General features: G+C 75.4%; 19 protein-coding genes. 8 read left to right on the forward strand and 11 right to left on the reverse strand.

Features of this window, described 5'->3' with window-relative positions:
* Positions 1-151: 151 nt before the first annotated feature.
* Complete coding sequence (locus tag ACFRQN_RS34950) at positions 152-1,339, reverse strand: MFS transporter (protein WP_117485378.1); 1,188 nt, start codon at positions 1,337-1,339, stop codon at positions 152-154.
* A 134-nt stretch (positions 1,340-1,473) separates the two neighbouring features.
* Here ACFRQN_RS34950 and ACFRQN_RS34955 point away from each other — a divergent pair, with 134 nt between their 5' ends.
* A complete protein-coding gene (locus ACFRQN_RS34955) occupies positions 1,474-1,806 on the forward strand; it encodes a helix-turn-helix transcriptional regulator (RefSeq protein WP_049661305.1) in 333 nt (110 codons plus the stop codon).
* A 160-nt stretch (positions 1,807-1,966) separates the two neighbouring features.
* Entirely contained in the window at positions 1,967-3,157 is a 1,191-nt protein-coding gene (locus ACFRQN_RS34960) for an alpha/beta hydrolase family protein (RefSeq protein WP_380744473.1), read from the forward strand.
* Positions 3,158-3,278: 121 nt separating this feature from the next.
* Here ACFRQN_RS34960 and ACFRQN_RS34965 read toward each other — a convergent pair whose 3' ends face one another.
* Together ACFRQN_RS34965 and ACFRQN_RS34970 are read right to left on the reverse strand one after the other, a co-directional pair.
* Positions 3,279-3,701, reverse strand: coding sequence for a tautomerase family protein (locus ACFRQN_RS34965; protein WP_117485374.1), 423 nt, complete (start codon positions 3,699-3,701; stop codon positions 3,279-3,281).
* A gap of 82 nt (positions 3,702-3,783) precedes the next feature.
* A complete protein-coding gene (locus tag ACFRQN_RS34970) occupies positions 3,784-4,485 on the reverse strand; it encodes an SDR family oxidoreductase (protein ID WP_380744475.1) in 702 nt (233 codons plus the stop codon).
* A 160-nt stretch (positions 4,486-4,645) separates the two neighbouring features.
* Here ACFRQN_RS34970 and ACFRQN_RS34975 point away from each other — a divergent pair, with 160 nt between their 5' ends.
* Both ACFRQN_RS34975 and ACFRQN_RS34980 read left to right on the forward strand, forming a co-directional pair.
* On the forward strand, positions 4,646-5,269 hold the full coding sequence (locus ACFRQN_RS34975; protein ID WP_380744477.1) for a TetR/AcrR family transcriptional regulator: 624 nt from the start codon (positions 4,646-4,648) through the stop codon (positions 5,267-5,269).
* A gap of 37 nt (positions 5,270-5,306) precedes the next feature.
* Positions 5,307-6,023 (forward strand): HAD family hydrolase, encoded by a 717-nt coding sequence (locus ACFRQN_RS34980; protein WP_380744479.1) that lies wholly within the window; start codon positions 5,307-5,309, stop codon positions 6,021-6,023.
* Between the two features lie 107 nt (positions 6,024-6,130).
* On the opposite strand, the gene ACFRQN_RS34985 is transcribed toward ACFRQN_RS34980, so the two are convergent.
* Positions 6,131-6,781 (reverse strand): GNAT family N-acetyltransferase, encoded by a 651-nt coding sequence (locus tag ACFRQN_RS34985; protein WP_380744481.1) that lies wholly within the window; start codon positions 6,779-6,781, stop codon positions 6,131-6,133.
* 138 nt (positions 6,782-6,919) lie between these two features.
* Here ACFRQN_RS34985 and ACFRQN_RS34990 point away from each other — a divergent pair, with 138 nt between their 5' ends.
* Positions 6,920-8,074 carry an acyltransferase family protein gene (locus ACFRQN_RS34990; protein WP_380744483.1) on the forward strand — a complete coding sequence of 385 codons (1,155 nt, stop codon included), beginning with the start codon at positions 6,920-6,922 and terminating at the stop codon, positions 8,072-8,074.
* Between the two features lie 31 nt (positions 8,075-8,105).
* Here ACFRQN_RS34990 and ACFRQN_RS34995 read toward each other — a convergent pair whose 3' ends face one another.
* From ACFRQN_RS34995 to ACFRQN_RS35005, 3 genes are all read right to left on the reverse strand, one after another.
* A complete protein-coding gene (locus ACFRQN_RS34995) occupies positions 8,106-8,450 on the reverse strand; it encodes a hypothetical protein (protein ID WP_380744485.1) in 345 nt (114 codons plus the stop codon).
* Between the two features lie 61 nt (positions 8,451-8,511).
* A complete protein-coding gene (locus ACFRQN_RS35000; protein ID WP_380744487.1) occupies positions 8,512-9,348 on the reverse strand; it encodes an alpha/beta fold hydrolase in 837 nt (278 codons plus the stop codon).
* A gap of 39 nt (positions 9,349-9,387) precedes the next feature.
* Positions 9,388-10,053, reverse strand: a complete 666-nt coding sequence (locus tag ACFRQN_RS35005; protein ID WP_380744489.1) for a DUF4097 family beta strand repeat-containing protein — start codon at positions 10,051-10,053, stop codon at positions 9,388-9,390.
* Positions 10,054-10,321: 268 nt separating this feature from the next.
* Between ACFRQN_RS35005 and ACFRQN_RS35010 the strand changes: the two genes are divergently transcribed.
* On the forward strand, positions 10,322-11,065 hold the full coding sequence (locus ACFRQN_RS35010; RefSeq protein WP_117485361.1) for a helix-turn-helix domain-containing protein: 744 nt from the start codon (positions 10,322-10,324) through the stop codon (positions 11,063-11,065).
* 42 nt (positions 11,066-11,107) lie between these two features.
* On the opposite strand, the gene ACFRQN_RS35015 is transcribed toward ACFRQN_RS35010, so the two are convergent.
* From ACFRQN_RS35015 to ACFRQN_RS35025, 3 genes are all read right to left on the reverse strand, one after another.
* A complete protein-coding gene (locus ACFRQN_RS35015) occupies positions 11,108-11,737 on the reverse strand; it encodes a helix-turn-helix transcriptional regulator (RefSeq protein ID WP_117485356.1) in 630 nt (209 codons plus the stop codon).
* A complete protein-coding gene (locus tag ACFRQN_RS35020; protein ID WP_074006304.1) occupies positions 11,734-11,958 on the reverse strand; it encodes a hypothetical protein in 225 nt (74 codons plus the stop codon). The genes ACFRQN_RS35015 and ACFRQN_RS35020 overlap by 4 nt, the downstream gene beginning before the upstream one ends.
* A 508-nt stretch (positions 11,959-12,466) precedes the next feature.
* Positions 12,467-13,405, reverse strand: a complete 939-nt coding sequence (locus ACFRQN_RS35025) for an NADP-dependent oxidoreductase (RefSeq protein WP_380744495.1) — start codon at positions 13,403-13,405, stop codon at positions 12,467-12,469.
* A 112-nt stretch (positions 13,406-13,517) separates the two neighbouring features.
* On the opposite strand from ACFRQN_RS35025, the gene ACFRQN_RS35030 reads away from it, so the two are divergent.
* Positions 13,518-13,928, forward strand: coding sequence for a winged helix-turn-helix transcriptional regulator (locus ACFRQN_RS35030; protein ID WP_380744492.1), 411 nt, complete (start codon positions 13,518-13,520; stop codon positions 13,926-13,928).
* Positions 13,929-14,047: 119 nt separating this feature from the next.
* Complete coding sequence (locus ACFRQN_RS35035) at positions 14,048-14,437, forward strand: hypothetical protein (protein WP_074006307.1); 390 nt, start codon at positions 14,048-14,050, stop codon at positions 14,435-14,437.
* A 25-nt stretch (positions 14,438-14,462) separates the two neighbouring features.
* On the opposite strand, the gene ACFRQN_RS35040 is transcribed toward ACFRQN_RS35035, so the two are convergent.
* On the reverse strand, positions 14,463-15,065 hold the full coding sequence (locus tag ACFRQN_RS35040; protein ID WP_074006308.1) for an AAA family ATPase: 603 nt from the start codon (positions 15,063-15,065) through the stop codon (positions 14,463-14,465).
* Positions 15,066-15,248: the final 183 nt, after the last annotated feature.

A 15,248-nucleotide genomic window follows, 5' to 3' on the forward strand; every position in this document is an offset into this window, starting at 1 on the left:
CGCCCGGGCGCCGTGAACCTCGCGGGGTGGCCGGAGGGGCCCCCCCCCGGGGGGGGCTCGCTCCCGGGGGGCTCACCCCGGACCCCCGTCCCCCGGGGCCGCCCGCCCGCCGGCGGGGGGCACGGGCCTCTGCCCGGGCGCAGGTCGTCCCTCAGGCGCGGGACGGCTCCTGCCGCGGGGCCGGGGCCGACGCGCGGGCGGCCCGCTCGTCGCGGGTGGTCGCCGCCGCGACCGCGCACGCGGCCAGCGCCAGCGCCGCCGCCGCGAACGGGAACCAGCGCCCGCCCAGCACCGCGATCGCCGCCGAGCCGGCCACACCGCCGACCGCCGTCCCCAGGTACAGGGCGCTGCTGTTCAGCGAGATCAGCAGCGGCGCGTTGGCCGGGTCGATCGACGCCAGCCGGTGCGGCAGCGCCACCGACACCGCCCACCCGGCCAGCGGCACCACCACCGCGTAGGCCAGCGCCCCCGGCATGGTGAGCCCCAGCCAGGGCAGCGCGGTGAACGCGGCCGCGGCCACCGCCGAGCCGGTCAGCAGCACCCGCCGCACCCCGAGGCGGTCCACCAGGCGCCCGCCCAGCCAGCTGCCGGCCACCGACATCACGCCGCTGGTCAGCAGGACCAGGCTCAGCCGGTCGGCGTCGCCGCCGGTGGCGCCGGACACCGCGGTGGACAGGTAGATGTAGACGCTCTGGAAGGCGAGGAAGAACACCAGCGTGGTGGCGGCGGCGCCCAGCACCCGGCGCCGGCCCAGCGGCGCCAGGCGCGCCGCGAGGGTGGGGGCGGCGGCGGGGGCGGGCAGGTCGCGCAGCAGCGCCGCCAGGCCGGCGAAGGCGGCCACGCCCAGGGCGGTGACCAGCCACATCGTCATCCGCCAGTCGGCGCGCCCGATCCAGGTGCCCAGCGGCACCCCGAGGGCGGTGGCCACCGTCATGCCGCCGAGCACGGTGGCCAGCGCCCGGCCGCGCCGCTCGGGGGCGACCAGCGTGGTGGCCACCGCGTTGGCGGTCGGCGTGTAGAGGGCGGCGCCGGCCGCCGCCAGCACCCGGGTGGCCAGCAGCAGTTCGTAGGTGGGGGCGAGCGCGCTGAGCGCGTTGGCCGCGCTGAACACGACGAGCGCGGTCAGCAGCAGGCGCCGGCGCGGCCAGCGGGCGGTGAGCGTGGCCAGCACCGGGGCCAGCAGCGCGTAGCCGAGGGCGAAGACGGTGACCAGCTGGCCGGCGGCCGGCACCGACACCCCCAGGTCGGCGGAGATCGGGCCGAGGATGCCGGCGAAGACCATCGAGTCGGTGCCCATGGCGAAGGTGCCGAGGGCGAGCAGGAGCAGACGAACGGGCACGGGAGGGCCCCCCGGGACACAGGAACGGATTGTTGGATAAGCATGCAACAGTTGGACGCTCGTCAAACACTCGGGGATTGGTGGATGATTGTCAAACCATCTGTGTCCCCCCGGCGGCCCGAGGAGCGTGCGCCATGACCGACGACGAGCGGCTTCCCCAGCCCGCCACCGCCGACATCGACCTCGTCACCGTCCTGCACGCCCTGGGCGACCCCGTGCGCATGACCCTGCTGCTCAGCTACGCCGACGACGCCGAGCACTCCTGCGGCCCGCGCGACCTGGGCCTGGACCACCTCCACAAGTCGACCGTCTCCCACCACATGCGGGTGCTGCGCGAGGCCGGCGTCACCACCACCCGCGTCGCCGGGCGCAACCGCTTCGTCAGCCTGCGCCGCGCCGACCTCGACAGCCGCTTCCCCGGACTGCTCGACGCGCTCCTGGCGGCCCAGGCGGCCCCCGCGCGGTAGGGGCCCGGCTCTGGGGGAGTCGGCTGCCGCCGCGGGCCTATGCCCGCGGTCGTACGGCGCGGCGGGCGCTCCTGCCCCCGGCGGACGCGCCCGGGCGGGGCCCGGCGGCACGGTGGACGGGCACGCCGCCCGCCGACCCGATCGCCGCAGGAGCACGCCCGTGACCAGCACCCAGCCCGGCCTCCCGTCCGGCCGTCCGCTCAGCCGTCGGGGCGTGCTCGGGGCGCTCGCCCTGGGCGCCGCCGGCGCCGTCGCCGGCGGCGGGCCCGTGCGCGCCGACGCCGCGGGGTGGCCCTGTCTGAGCCTGCCCGCGCCCACCGGCCCCCGCCCCGTGGGCACCGCCCTGCTGTACCTGGACGACCCGGCCCGCACCGACGCCTGGGCCCCCGCGCCGCGCCCGCGCGAACTGCGCGCCCGCCTCTGGTACCCCGCCGCGCCGGGCGCCCGGGGCCCGTACGCGCCGTGGATGAGCCCCGCCGAGACCGCCCACCTGCAGGCCGACTACTTCGCCGTCCCCGGCGCCCGCCTCGCCTGGCCCGCCACCCACGCCCGCCCGGACGCGCCCGCCGACCGCACGCGCCGCCACCCCGTGGTCCTCAACTCCCACGGCTCCGGCGCCGACAGCGCCTTCAACACCGTGCTGGCCGAGGAGCTCGCCTCCCACGGCCACGTCGTCGCCGCCGTCGACCACACCTACGACGCCGGGGAGGTCGAGTTCCCCGGCCACCGCCTGGAGGTGCGCGACAAGGCCCGCGTCCAGGCGATGACCGACGCCGGGATCGTCGCCTACCGCGCCGCCGACGTGCGCTGCCTGCTCGACCGCCTGGCGGCCGGTCCGCTGCCCGCCGGCCTGGACGGCGCCCTCGACCTCGGCGCCGTCGGCATGTTCGGCCACTCCATGGGCGGCGCCACCACCGCCCACGCCCTGTACGAGGACCCGCGCATCCGCGCCGGCGCGGTCCTGGACGGCCCCCTGTTCGGCCCCGCCGCCACCGCCGACCAGACCCGCCCCCTGCTGCTGATGGCCTCCGCCTGGGACAGCCCCGCCCGCGACGCCATGTGGGACACCCTGTGGCCGCACCTGACCGGCTGGCGCCGGCGCCTGACCCTCACCCGCTCCGGCCACCTGTCCTACTGTGACCTGCAACTGCTCGTCCCCCAGGGGCAGTCCGTCTTCGCCTGGCCCGCCGACCGGCTGGAACACTTCCTCGGCACCGGCGACCCCCAGCGCGCCGTCGCCGCCCAACGCGCCTACCTCACCGCCTACTTCGGCCTCCACCTGTGCGGCATCCCCGCCCCGCTGCTGGACGCCCCCGCGCCGCAGTGGCCCGAGGTCCGCTTCGACGCGTGAACCCCCGTCGCCCGCAAGCCCGTTCGGCCCGCTGTGCGCCGCCCCGAGGTCCGGGACCGTGGCGTCTCGCGCCGACACCGCCACCGTCGACCCCGACGGTGGCGGTGTCGGCGCGGGCGCGTCAGTACGGGAGTGGGCGGTTCTCCCGGGCCCACAGCTTCTCGGTCTCGCTCTGCTCCGGGGGCGGGGTGAGGCCGTCGATCATCCACAGGTTCCGCGGCGTCTCGTCGACGTGGAACTCGCAGTACAGGCCGCGGTCGGTGGTGTGGGGCGCGAGGAGGGCGGCGAGCGCCTCGCGGGTGCGCCTGCGCAGGTCCGGGTCCTCGGTGTGGCGGGCGATGTGCTCGACCACGACGCGTACGGCCGCGCCGTGCGGTTCGCCGCCGACGTGGAAGGAGTCGGCGGCGACCTCGTGGAAGAGGACCACCACGTAGAACCTCGGCAGTCCGAAGCGGGTGTAGAAGCCCGTGATGTCGGTGGAGAGCTGCTGCTTCTGCCCGGGGTCGTAGGTGCCGGGCGGGTGGTAGACGTGCCACAGGGGCATGGCGGTTCCTCCTGGTCGTCGGTCGGGGTCGGGTCGGGTCGGGGCTTGCGGCGGCGGTCCTGCCGGTGGTCCTGCCGGGGTGTCAGCGGCGGCCGAGGACGGCCAGGTCGTCCACGGGGCCCGACAGGGCGGCCTTCAGGGCCCGGGTGGCGTCGTCGACCAGCACCTCGTGGTCGCCGCGCTCGACGCCGTCCAGGACGGCGCGGGCCACCTCGGCGGGCGGGATCTTGTCGACCGGGACGGCCGCGACCATCTCGGTGTCCGCGAAGCCCAGGTGCACGCCGACGACCTGCGTGCGCTGGGCGGCGAGTTCCAGGCGCAGCGAGTTGGTCAGGGACCACAGCGCGGCCTTGGAGGCCCCGTAGGCCCCGGCCCCGGCGCCCCAGGACAGCAGCGAGTGGATGTCGACCAGCGCGCCGCCGCCGCGGGCGGCCAGCACCGGGGCGAAGGCCTGGGCGATGCGCAGCGGGCCGAGCACGTTGGTCTCGAAGGTGTCCCGGACCAGCGCGAGGTCGGCGCTGAGCAGCGGCGCCGGGTACAGGACGCCGGCGTTGTTGAAGACGATGTCGACGTCGTCGGCGCGGGCCGCGAGGGCGGCCACCGAGGCGTCGTCGGTGACGTCCAGCGCGAGGACCTCCACGCGCGGGTCCTCGCTGGTGTCGGGGGTGCGGGCGGTGGCGTAGACCTTCTTCGCGCCGCGGGCCAGCAGTTCCGCGGTGAACGCCCGGCCCAGGCCCCGGCGGCCTCCGGTGACCAGGGCGGTGGAGCCTTCGATCACGGTCATGGTGCATCTCCTCGCTCTCGGGGCGGCACGGGCCGTCGCCGGCGGGTGCCGCAGCATTTAGATTATTACCATCATCTAAAGGGGATGGGAAAGTGGACGCACCAAGTGGAAGCACCGACCGGACGCACCACGCGTCGTACGAGAGGGAAGGAGCCGCGGCATGCCCCGCGTGTCCCGCGCCGAGGCCGAACGCACCCGCAGCCGGGTCGTCGACCACACCGCCCGCCTGATCCGCGAGAAGGGCGCCGACCAGGTCAGCGTCCCCGAGGCGATGGCCGCCGCCGGACTCACCCACGGCGGCTTCTACCGCCACTTCGCCTCCAAGGACGACCTCCTCGCCGAGGCCCTCACCGCCGCCTTCACCGAACGGCGCGACGCCATGGAACAACTCGCCGACCAGCCGCCCGCCCGGCGCACCCCCCGCGCCGAGTTCCTCCACCGCTACCTGTCCGAACTCCACCGCGACCACCCCGGCCACGGCTGCGCCGCCGCCGCCCTCGCCGCCGACGCCGCCCGCACCGAACCCGGCACCCCGCTGCGCACCGCCTACACCGCCGGACTGCGCGACCTCGTCGACGCCCTGGCGGCCCTGCCCGAACCCGCCGAACGGCAGGAGGCGCTCGCCGACCTGTCCACCATGGTCGGAGCACTGCTGCTCGCCCGGGCGAGCCAGGACCCCGACCTGTCCGGGGAGTTCCTGGCCGCCGCCCGCCACCGCCTGGCCGTCGACGACGGGGACGGGGACGGGGACGGAAACGGGGGCGGGGAGCCGGCGACCGCGTAGGGTCCGTACGTACGTGGACCTGGCGAAAGGACGGACCGTGCCGATCAGAGGCGTGCTCTTCGACGTCGACGACACCCTGTTCGACTACTCGGGCTCGGAACAGGCGGGCATCCTCGCCCACCTGCGCCACCTCGACCTCCTGCGCCGCGTCCCCGACCCGCAGACGGCGGTGGCGCTGTGGCGCGAGATCCTGGACGAGCAGTACGCCCGCTTCCTGGCCGGGGAACTCACCTTCACCGGCCAGCAGCGCGAACGCGTCCGCCGCTTCCTCGCCCGCCTCGGCGAGGACACCGCCGCCATGCCCGACGAGGCCGCCACCGCCTGGTTCGCCGGCTACACCGCCCACCGCGACGCCGCCTGGACCGCCTTCCCCGACGCCGCCCCCGTCCTCGCCGCCCTCGCCCCCACCCACCGGCTCGGCATCGTCTCCAACGCCCCGATGGACCAGCAGCGCCCCAAACTCCACGCCACCGGCCTGCTGCACCACTTCGCCGACACCGCCCTCGTCGGCTCCGACCGGCCCGGCGAGGCCAAACCCGCCCCCGCCATCTTCCTGACCGGCTGCGCCCGCCTGGGCCTGCCCCCGCACGAGGTCGCCTACGTCGGCGACAGGTACGACCTGGACGCCCTCGGCGCCCGGGGCGCCGGCCTGCGCCCCTTCTGGCTCGACCGCGCCGCCTCCCGCACCCCGGTCGACGACGGCATCCACGTCCTGCACACCCTGGCCGAACTGCCCGCCGCCCTGCGGACCTGAGCCGGGGCCGCCCGGTCGCGCGGGAAGTCGGCCCGGCCGACTTCCCGCGTCGCGGGGGAGCGGGCGCGCTGCGCCGCTCGCCCCGCGCGGGCGTCCCGGTCGGGTGCTCAGTCGTCGAGGCCGAACAGGGCGCGGCAGCCCTCGTCCAGGCCGGTGACGGTGACCGGGGTGCGGGCGTGCCCGGCCCAGGCCTCGGGGGTCAGGCGCAGGCGCTGGGAGACCACCACCCGCCCGTCCAGGACGTCGCGGTCGATGCCGTCGCCGCGGTAGCCGAGCCGGCGCGAGACGGCCAGCGAGGAGTGGTTGTCGGCGAAGGACAGCGACCTCGCCGACCGCGTCCCCAGCTCCGCGAAGGCCAGGTGGAGCATCGCGGCGCGCATCTCGGTGCCCAGGCCCTTGCCCTGGTGCTCCAGGCCGAGCCAGGAGCCCGAGACGATCTCGCGCCGCACGCCGAACTCCTTGGCGCGCATGTCCTGGATGCCCACCGGGCGCCCCTCGTGGAAGGCCACCAGGTTCAGCGCCCAGTCCTGCGCGCTCCAGCGCCCCAGCCGCCGCCAGTGCAACTGCACCACGTGCCGGGCCCGTTCGGCCGGCGGCAGCTCGCCCCACGGCGTCAGGAACGGGCGCTCCTCGGGCGGGTGGACGCCGCGGGCGGCGACGTCGGCCACCTCGGCGAGTTCGTCCTCGGTGGGCAGGCGCAGCTCCAGGCGGGGCGAGGACACGCGCAGCCCCCGCAGGGGCCAGTGGTCGGTGATCATCGAGCCAGTGTGCCCAGCCCGCCCGCGCCGCGCACCGCCATTTCCACCTCGCCTTCACGTCCGCCTCCGCCCCGATTCCACCTCCCGGGGGACAGCGGCGGCGACCCGACTTGACGTGCCGTCACCTACAGTCGTGCGATGAGCGCACGAAGTGATACTCGGCTGGTCGGAGGACCGCCACCCCCGCACCGCCTGCCCACCCTCACCTCCCTGCGCTTCGCCGCCGCCCTCGCCGTCTTCCTCTTCCACGCCTTCCTCGTCGCCGACCCGCTGCACCCCGGCGCCCCGCTCGGCTTCTTCGCCGACCCCCGCCTCGCCGCCGCCCTCGCCCACGCGACCTCCAAGGCCGGCTACGCCGGGGTCTCGTTCTTCTTCGTCCTCAGCGGCTTCGTCCTGACCTGGTCCGCGCGCGAGCGCGAACGCCCCGCCGCGTTCTGGCGCCGGCGCCTGGCCCGGATCTACCCCAGCCACCTGGCGATGTGGGCGGCCGCCGCCCTCCTGTTCGCCTGGGCCGCCCCGGTGCGCACCTGGCTGCCCAACCTCCTGCTCGTCCACGCCTACTCGCCCGACCCGGACATCAACTCGGGGATGAACATGCCCAGTTGGTCGCTGTGCTGCGAGGCCCTGTTCTACCTGCTCTTCCCGCTCCTGCACCGCGCCGTACGGCGCCTGCCCGCACGCGCCCTGCTCCCGGCCCTGGCCGCCGCCCTGCTGGCCGCCGCGGCCGTCGCGGGAGCCGACGCGGTCCTGCTGTCCGACCGGCCCCGGATCCCCCAACTGCCCGTCTCCCTCGACCAGCTGTGGTTCGGCTACCTCTTCCCGCCGGCCCGGCTGCCGGAGTTCGTCCTCGGCATGCTGCTGGCCCGCGCCGTCGCCGCCGGCCGCGCCCCGCGCGTCCCCCTGGCCGCCGCCTTCCTGGTGGCGCCCGCCTACGCGCTCGCGCTCGCCGTCCCCTCGCCCTACGACTTCGTCCTGCCGATGGTCCTGCCGCTCGCGCTGGTCATCTGCGCCGCCGCCCAGCACGACCTGCGGCGCGGCGCCGGGGACCCGCCGCCGCGCCGCCTGGCCCAGTGGCTGGGCGCCGTCTCCTTCGGCTTCTACCTCTGCCAGGGCGTCGTCCTCTTCCACGGCCGTCCCCTGCTGCTCGGCGACCGCACCTACCCCGCGCCGCTCGCCGCCCTGCTGACCGTCGCCGCCTTCGGCGCGACCCTGGCCGCCGGGGCCCTCAGCCACGCCCTGGTCGAGCGCCCCGCGGTACGGCGCCTCGCCGGCCGGGCGGCGGGAGCCGGCTGAGGGACGGCGGTGCGGGCGAGGGGCGCGCCGTTCAGTCCGTGGGCCAGGCCCGTAGGTCGGCCAGGGTGAGTGTCCGGAAGCGGCCTTCGCCGTCCCCCATGACGAGCAGTTGGAACTGCTCGGGGTCCGACCAGGGGAGCTGCGCGGCGATCCGGGCGAACTCGGCGAACGGCAGGTGGTTCAGGGCGCCGCCGTAGAGGTGGGGAGGCCGCTTCGTGCCGCCCCAGGCGTGGCCCTCGGTGGAGATGTTCCGCAGGCTCCAGCGGCCGGGCAGGTCGGGGCTCAGCGGGGCGAGGCGGGCGTTGAGCTCGGCGACGACGTCGTCGTCGTCCGCCCAGCCGCCGGGGTTGAGCAGGATGGTCGTGATCGCTGACATGCCCCCATGATGGCCGGGGCCGCGCCGGGGCCTGCGGCCGGGTACTCCGGCGGACGGGCCGTCAGCGGCCGGTGGCGGGGCGGCCGGGGGCGTCGAGGGCGGCGACCTCGCGCACCGCGTCGGCGATGGCGCGGAAGTCCTTCTTCAGGATCGCGCCGTGGTTGCTGGGCACCTTCGCGCTGATCCGGATGTGCGGGTTGCGCGCGGTGACCGCCGGCAGGGCCGCGCGGATCAGCTCCTGCTCGTCGCCCTTGCTGCCCAGCGAGGTCCCCGAGGCGATCACGTACCGGGTCGGGACGGTGATGGCGTCCAGCACCGGGCCCAGTGCGGCGGCGCTGCCGATCCTGCCGAGTTCGATGTTGGACTCCGACATCTGCCGGTGGGTCATCCGCGGGGTCAGGCCGGTGGGGCGGGTCAGTGCCATGAGCGGTGCCCACCGCCGGAACTGCGTGCGGATGCGCTGCTCCAGTTCCTCGGTCAGCCAGTCGTAGGGCAGCGCGCCGTCCACCAGGACCGCGCCGACGGCGCGGCCCGGGTTGCGCGAGGCCCAGTGCGCGGCGACGAACGCCCCGTAGGACCAGCCCACCAGCAGGGCCCGCCGCACGCCGCGGGCCGCGAGGACGGCGTCGACGTCCCGGACGGCGGCCTCGAAGGAGTAGTCCGCGGAGCGCTTCGACGTCCGGCCGCGGGCCCGCTCGTCGTAGGTGATGTGCCGCAGGCCCGGGCCGAGGTCGGCGAGGACGCGCCGCCAGTAGCCCTGGGTGGCGAACTGGCCGTTGAGGTAGAGCACGGGCAGGCCGGGGCCGCCGGTGTCGGTGGCGGCCAGGGCGGTGTCGTCGACCGGCACCAGGCCGGTCCACGGGGCAGGTCCGGTCGCGGGTGCGGTGCTGTTCGTCATGGTGTCCCCCTTGGACGGGTGTCGGGCCCCGGGACGGGGTCAGAGGCTGCGGGCGGTGATGTCGCCGTGGGAGGTGGTGGCGCGGATGTCGAGCACGGTGGCGCCGTCGTTGCGCAGGGAGTTGGCGACGCGGCCGTGGCCGGTGCCGGCGTCCAGGGCGGCGCAGACCCCGGCGGCGGCGCCGACGGTGATGCTCCCGGACTGGGTGCTCAGCTCGACGGTGCCCCGGTGGGCCTCGGTGACGCGGATGTCGCCCCGGGTGGTGCTGATCCGGGCGGGCCCGCCGAGGCGGCCGACCTCGATGTCGCCGTCGACGGCGCTCAGGTGCAGGCTCGCCGCCTCGTCGACCTTGGTGTGGCGGTACGCGCCGTCGAAGGCGACGTCGCCCAGGCGGCCGACGACGCGCAGCTCGGCGGCCGCGGCCTTGCCCCGTACGGCGGAGCCGGCCGGCAGCTGGACGGTGACCTCCAGGGAGCCGGTGGGGCCGAGCAGCTGGCTCCCGGGCGTGGAGGTGACGATCCGCAGGACGCCGTCCTCGTAGGTGACGGCGGTCTGCTCGGCGGCCCGGACGTCGCGGCCCTTGCCGGGCTCGGCGGCCCGGACCTCGACGGTGGTGTCGACGCGCTCGGCGGCGATGAACCGCACGCGCCCGCCGGGGATGTCCAGGACGACGGTGACCGGGGCGGGGGTGGCGAACTTCTGCATGCTGCACTCCTGTGCGGTTTCGTTCCATCGGTGTTTCCGACATTGGAAACGCTACGTTGCTTTCAAGATCTCGGCAACTAGTTCGTTGCGTCAAAGTGGCGTAATAGCAGGTGGATAGCGGGAAACTGTTGCAACGGACGCACGGGTAACGCAACGGACGCCATCCCGATCATTGCAATGGTCTGAAGGTGAACGCTAAGGTGGGGGCCGACCGGGAACCACACGGCCGACCGGGAACCACCCGGCCACCACCACCGAGGAGAACGCGATGCCGGGAGGCAGGCTCACCCAGCAGGAACGCCGGCAGATCGCACTGGGGCTGGCCGACAGCCTCCCCTACGCCGAGATCGCCCGACGCCTGGAACGCCCCACCTCGACCGTCACCCGCGAGGTCATGCGCAACGGCGGCCCCGTCGCCTACCGCGCCGACCTCGCCCACCGCGCCACCGAACACCGCGCCCAGCGCCGCCGCCCCGCCCCCACGGCCGGCCCACGGCCCGGCACCCACCCCCACGGCCGCGACGACGAGGCCGTGGCCGCCTACGAGGAACAGCTCACCACCGTCCTCATGGGCTCCGGCCTCAACCGGATGGGCGCCCGCGTGGTCACCTGCCTGTCCACCACCGACGCCGGCAGCCTCACCGCCGCCGAACTCGCCCAACGCCTCCAGGTCAGCCCCGCCTCCATCTCCAAGGCGATCGCCTTCCTGGAGAGCCAGAGCCTGGTACGCCGCGAACGCGACGAACGCCGCCGCGACCGCTACATCGTCGACGACGAGCTCTACTACCAGGCCGTCATCGCCAGCGCCCGCGCCAACGACAGGGTCATCGAGACCGCCCGCCAGGGCGTCGCCGTCCTCGGCCCCGGCACCCCCGCCGCCGTCCGCCTGGAGAACATCGCCCGCTTCCTCGACTTCATCAGCGAAAGCATCGTCCGCGCCGCCGAACAGGCCCGCGAAGTCCTCCACACCAAGCCGGTGGCGGCCGCCATCGAGGACGAGGCGCCGGAGTAGGAAGTCGGCGGGGCCGACTTCCTACTCCCGAGCCGTGACAGGTCAGGCCGCCCGGCGCAGCGCGGCCCTCTCGATCGTCCGGACCCGCCGCCACGTGTACACCCACGCGTCGATGTCCCGCACCCCGCAGATCTGCAGGTAGTGCCGCACCTTCTCCATCTGCGGGAGGGACGTCGCGTTGAGCATGTCGGAGATCGTGCTGCGCCGCAGGACCCTGCCGTAGGCCGTCTGCCGCTGCTGGTGCAGCCGCGCGCTGCGCTCCTCCAGGTGGCGCAGCGACGGCTCGCCGGCCCAGATCCTGACGTCCTCCAGGCCCGCGACGAACTCCTGCACGGTGGAGAACAGCACGGGATCGGGTTCGCCGGCGGGCGGGACCGGGACGCGCCAGTCGGTGGCGGGCGGCCTCTTGGCGGACGTTCGCGCACGGGTGTGGAGTTCTGCCATCGCTTCCCCGTGCAGGAGTAGAGCGCGCTGCTGGGCGCGCTCACCCACGTCCATCGCTTTCAGCAGCGCTTTCAGCTCCCCCTCCAGGGGCAGAAGGCGTCCTTGGATGATCCCGTGCACGAAGGAGGGGGACATGCCGACCCTGAGTGCGAGCGCTTCCATGGACCGCACGGAAGCGGGGTGATGGTGTTTCTGCAGCTCGTGCGAAAGCTCCTCGCGTGCGCTCATCGCCGCCCCCGCACGGCCGTGCCGGAGGCCTCGACGGCGGCGGTGACGATGACGGTGACCAGCGCCTCGACGGCGTACCCGAGGACGATCAGGGCGATGACGCCGGCCAGGGCGACCGCGAGGAACGCGGCGGACAGTGCGGTGTGCCGGAGGCCGGAGCCCTCGGCGGGCGGGGCGGGCGGCGGTGTGCGCCGTACCGCGCATCGGAGTTCGAGCAGCACAGTGGTCCCTTCTGAACCTCAACCCGGACGTGGGGATTGCCGTCCCCTGGGCCACCCGGCGGGTGGTTGGGCCAGATCATGCGCGGGCCGTGAGGCGCCGCGCAAGTTGCCGCCCGCGGCTCCTCCGGCGGCAACCAGGGTTTGCAAGATTTGATATGACTGACTGTCGGGACGAATTCGGACACCATTGCCGCGCCGCCGGCGCCCGCGTGTCCGAAGTCGTCCGGGACTGTCCGAGACCGTCCGGGCGCCGTCGGGCGGGTCGCCGGGATCGCACCTGCTCGGGGCGGTCCGGCGTCCGGGAGTGTCCGAAGCCGTCCGGTCGGCTTGGTCGCAGCGCCGCCGAATGCAAGAGTTGCGATCCGAGAGCCCTTCCCCTCAACCCGGACGGTCTCCCCGGGCGGAGCGCTGTTGCCGCAGCCCCGCCGTGACGCGGATCACATCGGAGAAGGCCTGCCCCCGTCCCGGGAGCAGGCCTTCTCCTCGTCCCCGCCCACCGGTCAGGGCGTCAGGGTGTCAGGAGCAGCCGCCCGCGCAGGCCTCCGGCCTCCAGGCGGCGGTGGGCGTCGGCGGCGCGGTCCAGGGGGAGGGTGTCGGCGACGCGCAGGGTGAGGCGGCCGTCGGCGGCGAGGTCGGACAGGCGGGCCAGCGCCGGGCCGTCGGCGGTGATCCACACGTTGGCGACCCGGATGCCGCGCAGGGGCACCGGGGCGCTGCCGGCCGCGACCGCGACGAAGGCGCCGCGGCCGCGTACCGCGCCCAGGGCCCGTATGCCCAGCAGAGCGGCGTGGGCGGCGCCGTCGACCCCGCCGGGCACCGACTCCCGTACGGCGGCGGCCACATCGGGTGCCGTGCGCGGCACGAACCACTCGGCGCCCAGGTCGCGCACCAGCGGCTCGTCGTCCTGCCCGGCGAGCGCGACCACCCGCAGGCCGCGCAGGGCGGCCAGTTCGACGGCGAAGCCGCCGACGCCGCCCGCCGCGCCGGTGACCAGGACGGTGGAGCCGGCCGGCAGGTCGAGCAGGTCCAGGGCCTGTAGCGCGGTGAGGCCGTTGAGCGGCAGGGTCGCGGCCTGGGCGAGGGTGGCGCCGGCCGGGGCGGGGGCGAGGGCGTCCGCGTCCAGGACGACGTGCTCGGCGTAGGTGCCGAGGTCGGTGTCCAGGCGGTCGCGTAGGCCCACCACCCGCTGTCCGAGCGAGAATCGGGTCACCTCAGGTCCCACCGCGTCCACCGTGCCGGCCACGTCCCAGCCGATGCCGGTCACCGCGCGCGGGGCCATCAGCCCGGCCCCGGCGAGCACCCCGGAGCGGGTGACCGCGTCCACCGGGTTGACCCCGGCCGCCGCCACCCGCACCCGCACCTGCCCGCGGCCAGGCCGCGGCAGCGCCACCTCCACCAGCTCCAGCACCTCGGGACCGCCGAACTCCCGCACCACCACGGCACGCATCACGACACCCACCCCTCACGAATCGGCAACTCCACCCAACCTAAGGAGAGTTACTCTCCATGGGGAAGGACGCACCCGAAGGTGCGTACCGCACGGAAAGGAGAGTGGGCCGATGCCCACCACGACCGCCGCCCGGCGCCGCGCCGCCGAGGCCGCCGCCTACGACGCCTACCTCGCCTGGTGCCCGGCCCGCCAACTCCTGGACCGGATCGGCGACAAGTGGGTCAGCCTGCTCGTCTCCGCCCTCGCCGACGGGCCGCTGCGCTACAGCGACCTGCGCCGGCGCCTGGCCGGGGTGAGCGAGAAGATGCTCACCCAGACCCTGCGCGCCCTGGAACGCGACGGTCTGGTCAGCCGCACCGTCACCGCCGGGGTGCCCGCCCGCGTCGACTACGAGCTCACCGGGCTCGGGCGCGACCTGCTGCCGCTCGTCCGGCAGATCAAGGACTGGGCGGAGAGCCACATGCCCCAGGTGCTGGCGGCCCGCGCCGCGTACGACGAGGACCACCGGACACCGGAATGACCCGGGGGACCGGGGACGGTCCGGGCGCAACCTCCGGCGGGGCGGCTCGTTGGGCGTACGGGTCGAACCGACCGGCCGGGGGCGGGAGTACGCCCCGGCCCTGACGGATGGGGACGTTCATGACCGACACCGACACCGCCGCGGACTCCGCGGTCCGCAGCGGCAGCCCGGACTCCGCGGTCGACCGGGTCGCCGACTTCTACGGTGCCTACGTCGACGCCGTCTCCGACGGCACCGACGACCTGGGCACCGAGCTGCGCGCCCACTACCTCACCGAGGACTTCCGACAGCGGCTGGCGGCCTGGGAGGAGGCCAACCACGCCGACGGCGTGCTGCGCGCCCAGGACGTGCCCACCCGCTGGGAGGTGCGCTACCACGACTCCGGTGCCGGGCACCTGTTCACCACCGTCACGCTGACCTGGGGCACCGGCCCCGACGCCGGGCACACCCGGCTGGCGGTGCAGAGCGACCTGGGCACCAAGCTGATCTCGGACATCGAGGAGGGCTGACCCGCCGTCACGCCGCCCCCGGGGGTCACGCCAGGGCTGCGGCCAGGCGCTCGGGCAGGGTGGCGTACGGGCGGCACTCGACCACGGGCAGCGCGTGGGCGCGGGCCTGGTCGGCGAGCCAGGTGCTGTAGCGGGCGCTGACGGCGGCGCGTTCGGGCTGCGGGCCGCTGTCGGGCTCGCGGTCGGCGTAGTTGGCGCCGATGCTCCGCGGGTCGTCCTCGTGCAGGAAGACCGCGCGCACCCGCCGGCCCTGTTCGGCGGCCTCGGCGGCGGCGCGGGCGGCGGCGGCCGGGGTGAGGTAGTCGCCCTCCACGATCGCGGGCACGTCCACGGTGAGCCGGTTGCGCACGACGCCGAGCAGCGCGTCGTCCAGGGCGCGGGCGGTGGCGATCTGGAGTTCCAGGACGCGGTCGGCGCCCAGCGCGTCGGGGTCGGGCACGGCGGAGAAGTGGTGCAGGCCGGGGTGGCTGTCCGCGCTGGTGGCGGCCTGGAGGGCGGCCACGACGTCGTCGAACTCGACGACGAATGCGCCGTGTCGAACGCGCAGGAGGTCGGCGGCGCGGCTCTTGCCGAGGCCGGAGGCCCCGCCGATCAGCAGGACGTCCCACGGGATTTCGTCGGTATGCATACCGGCACGGTAAGCGGTCCGGGGTGCGGGTGGGCTCCGGGGGGTGGGGGAGGCGGCCGAGGGCGCGCCTCCCGGCCCGGCCCCCGGCGCCCGGAAGCCGGCCCCGGCCCGGTCCGTGGTCCGCCGCCCGCACCCCCGGTGCGGGGGGGGGCAGCGGCCGGCCGGCAGCGGACGGGGCCGTAC

The sequence above is a fragment of the Kitasatospora sp. NPDC056800 genome (genome assembly GCF_042789775.1).
Taxonomy (GTDB): Bacteria; Actinomycetota; Actinomycetes; order Streptomycetales; family Streptomycetaceae; genus Kitasatospora.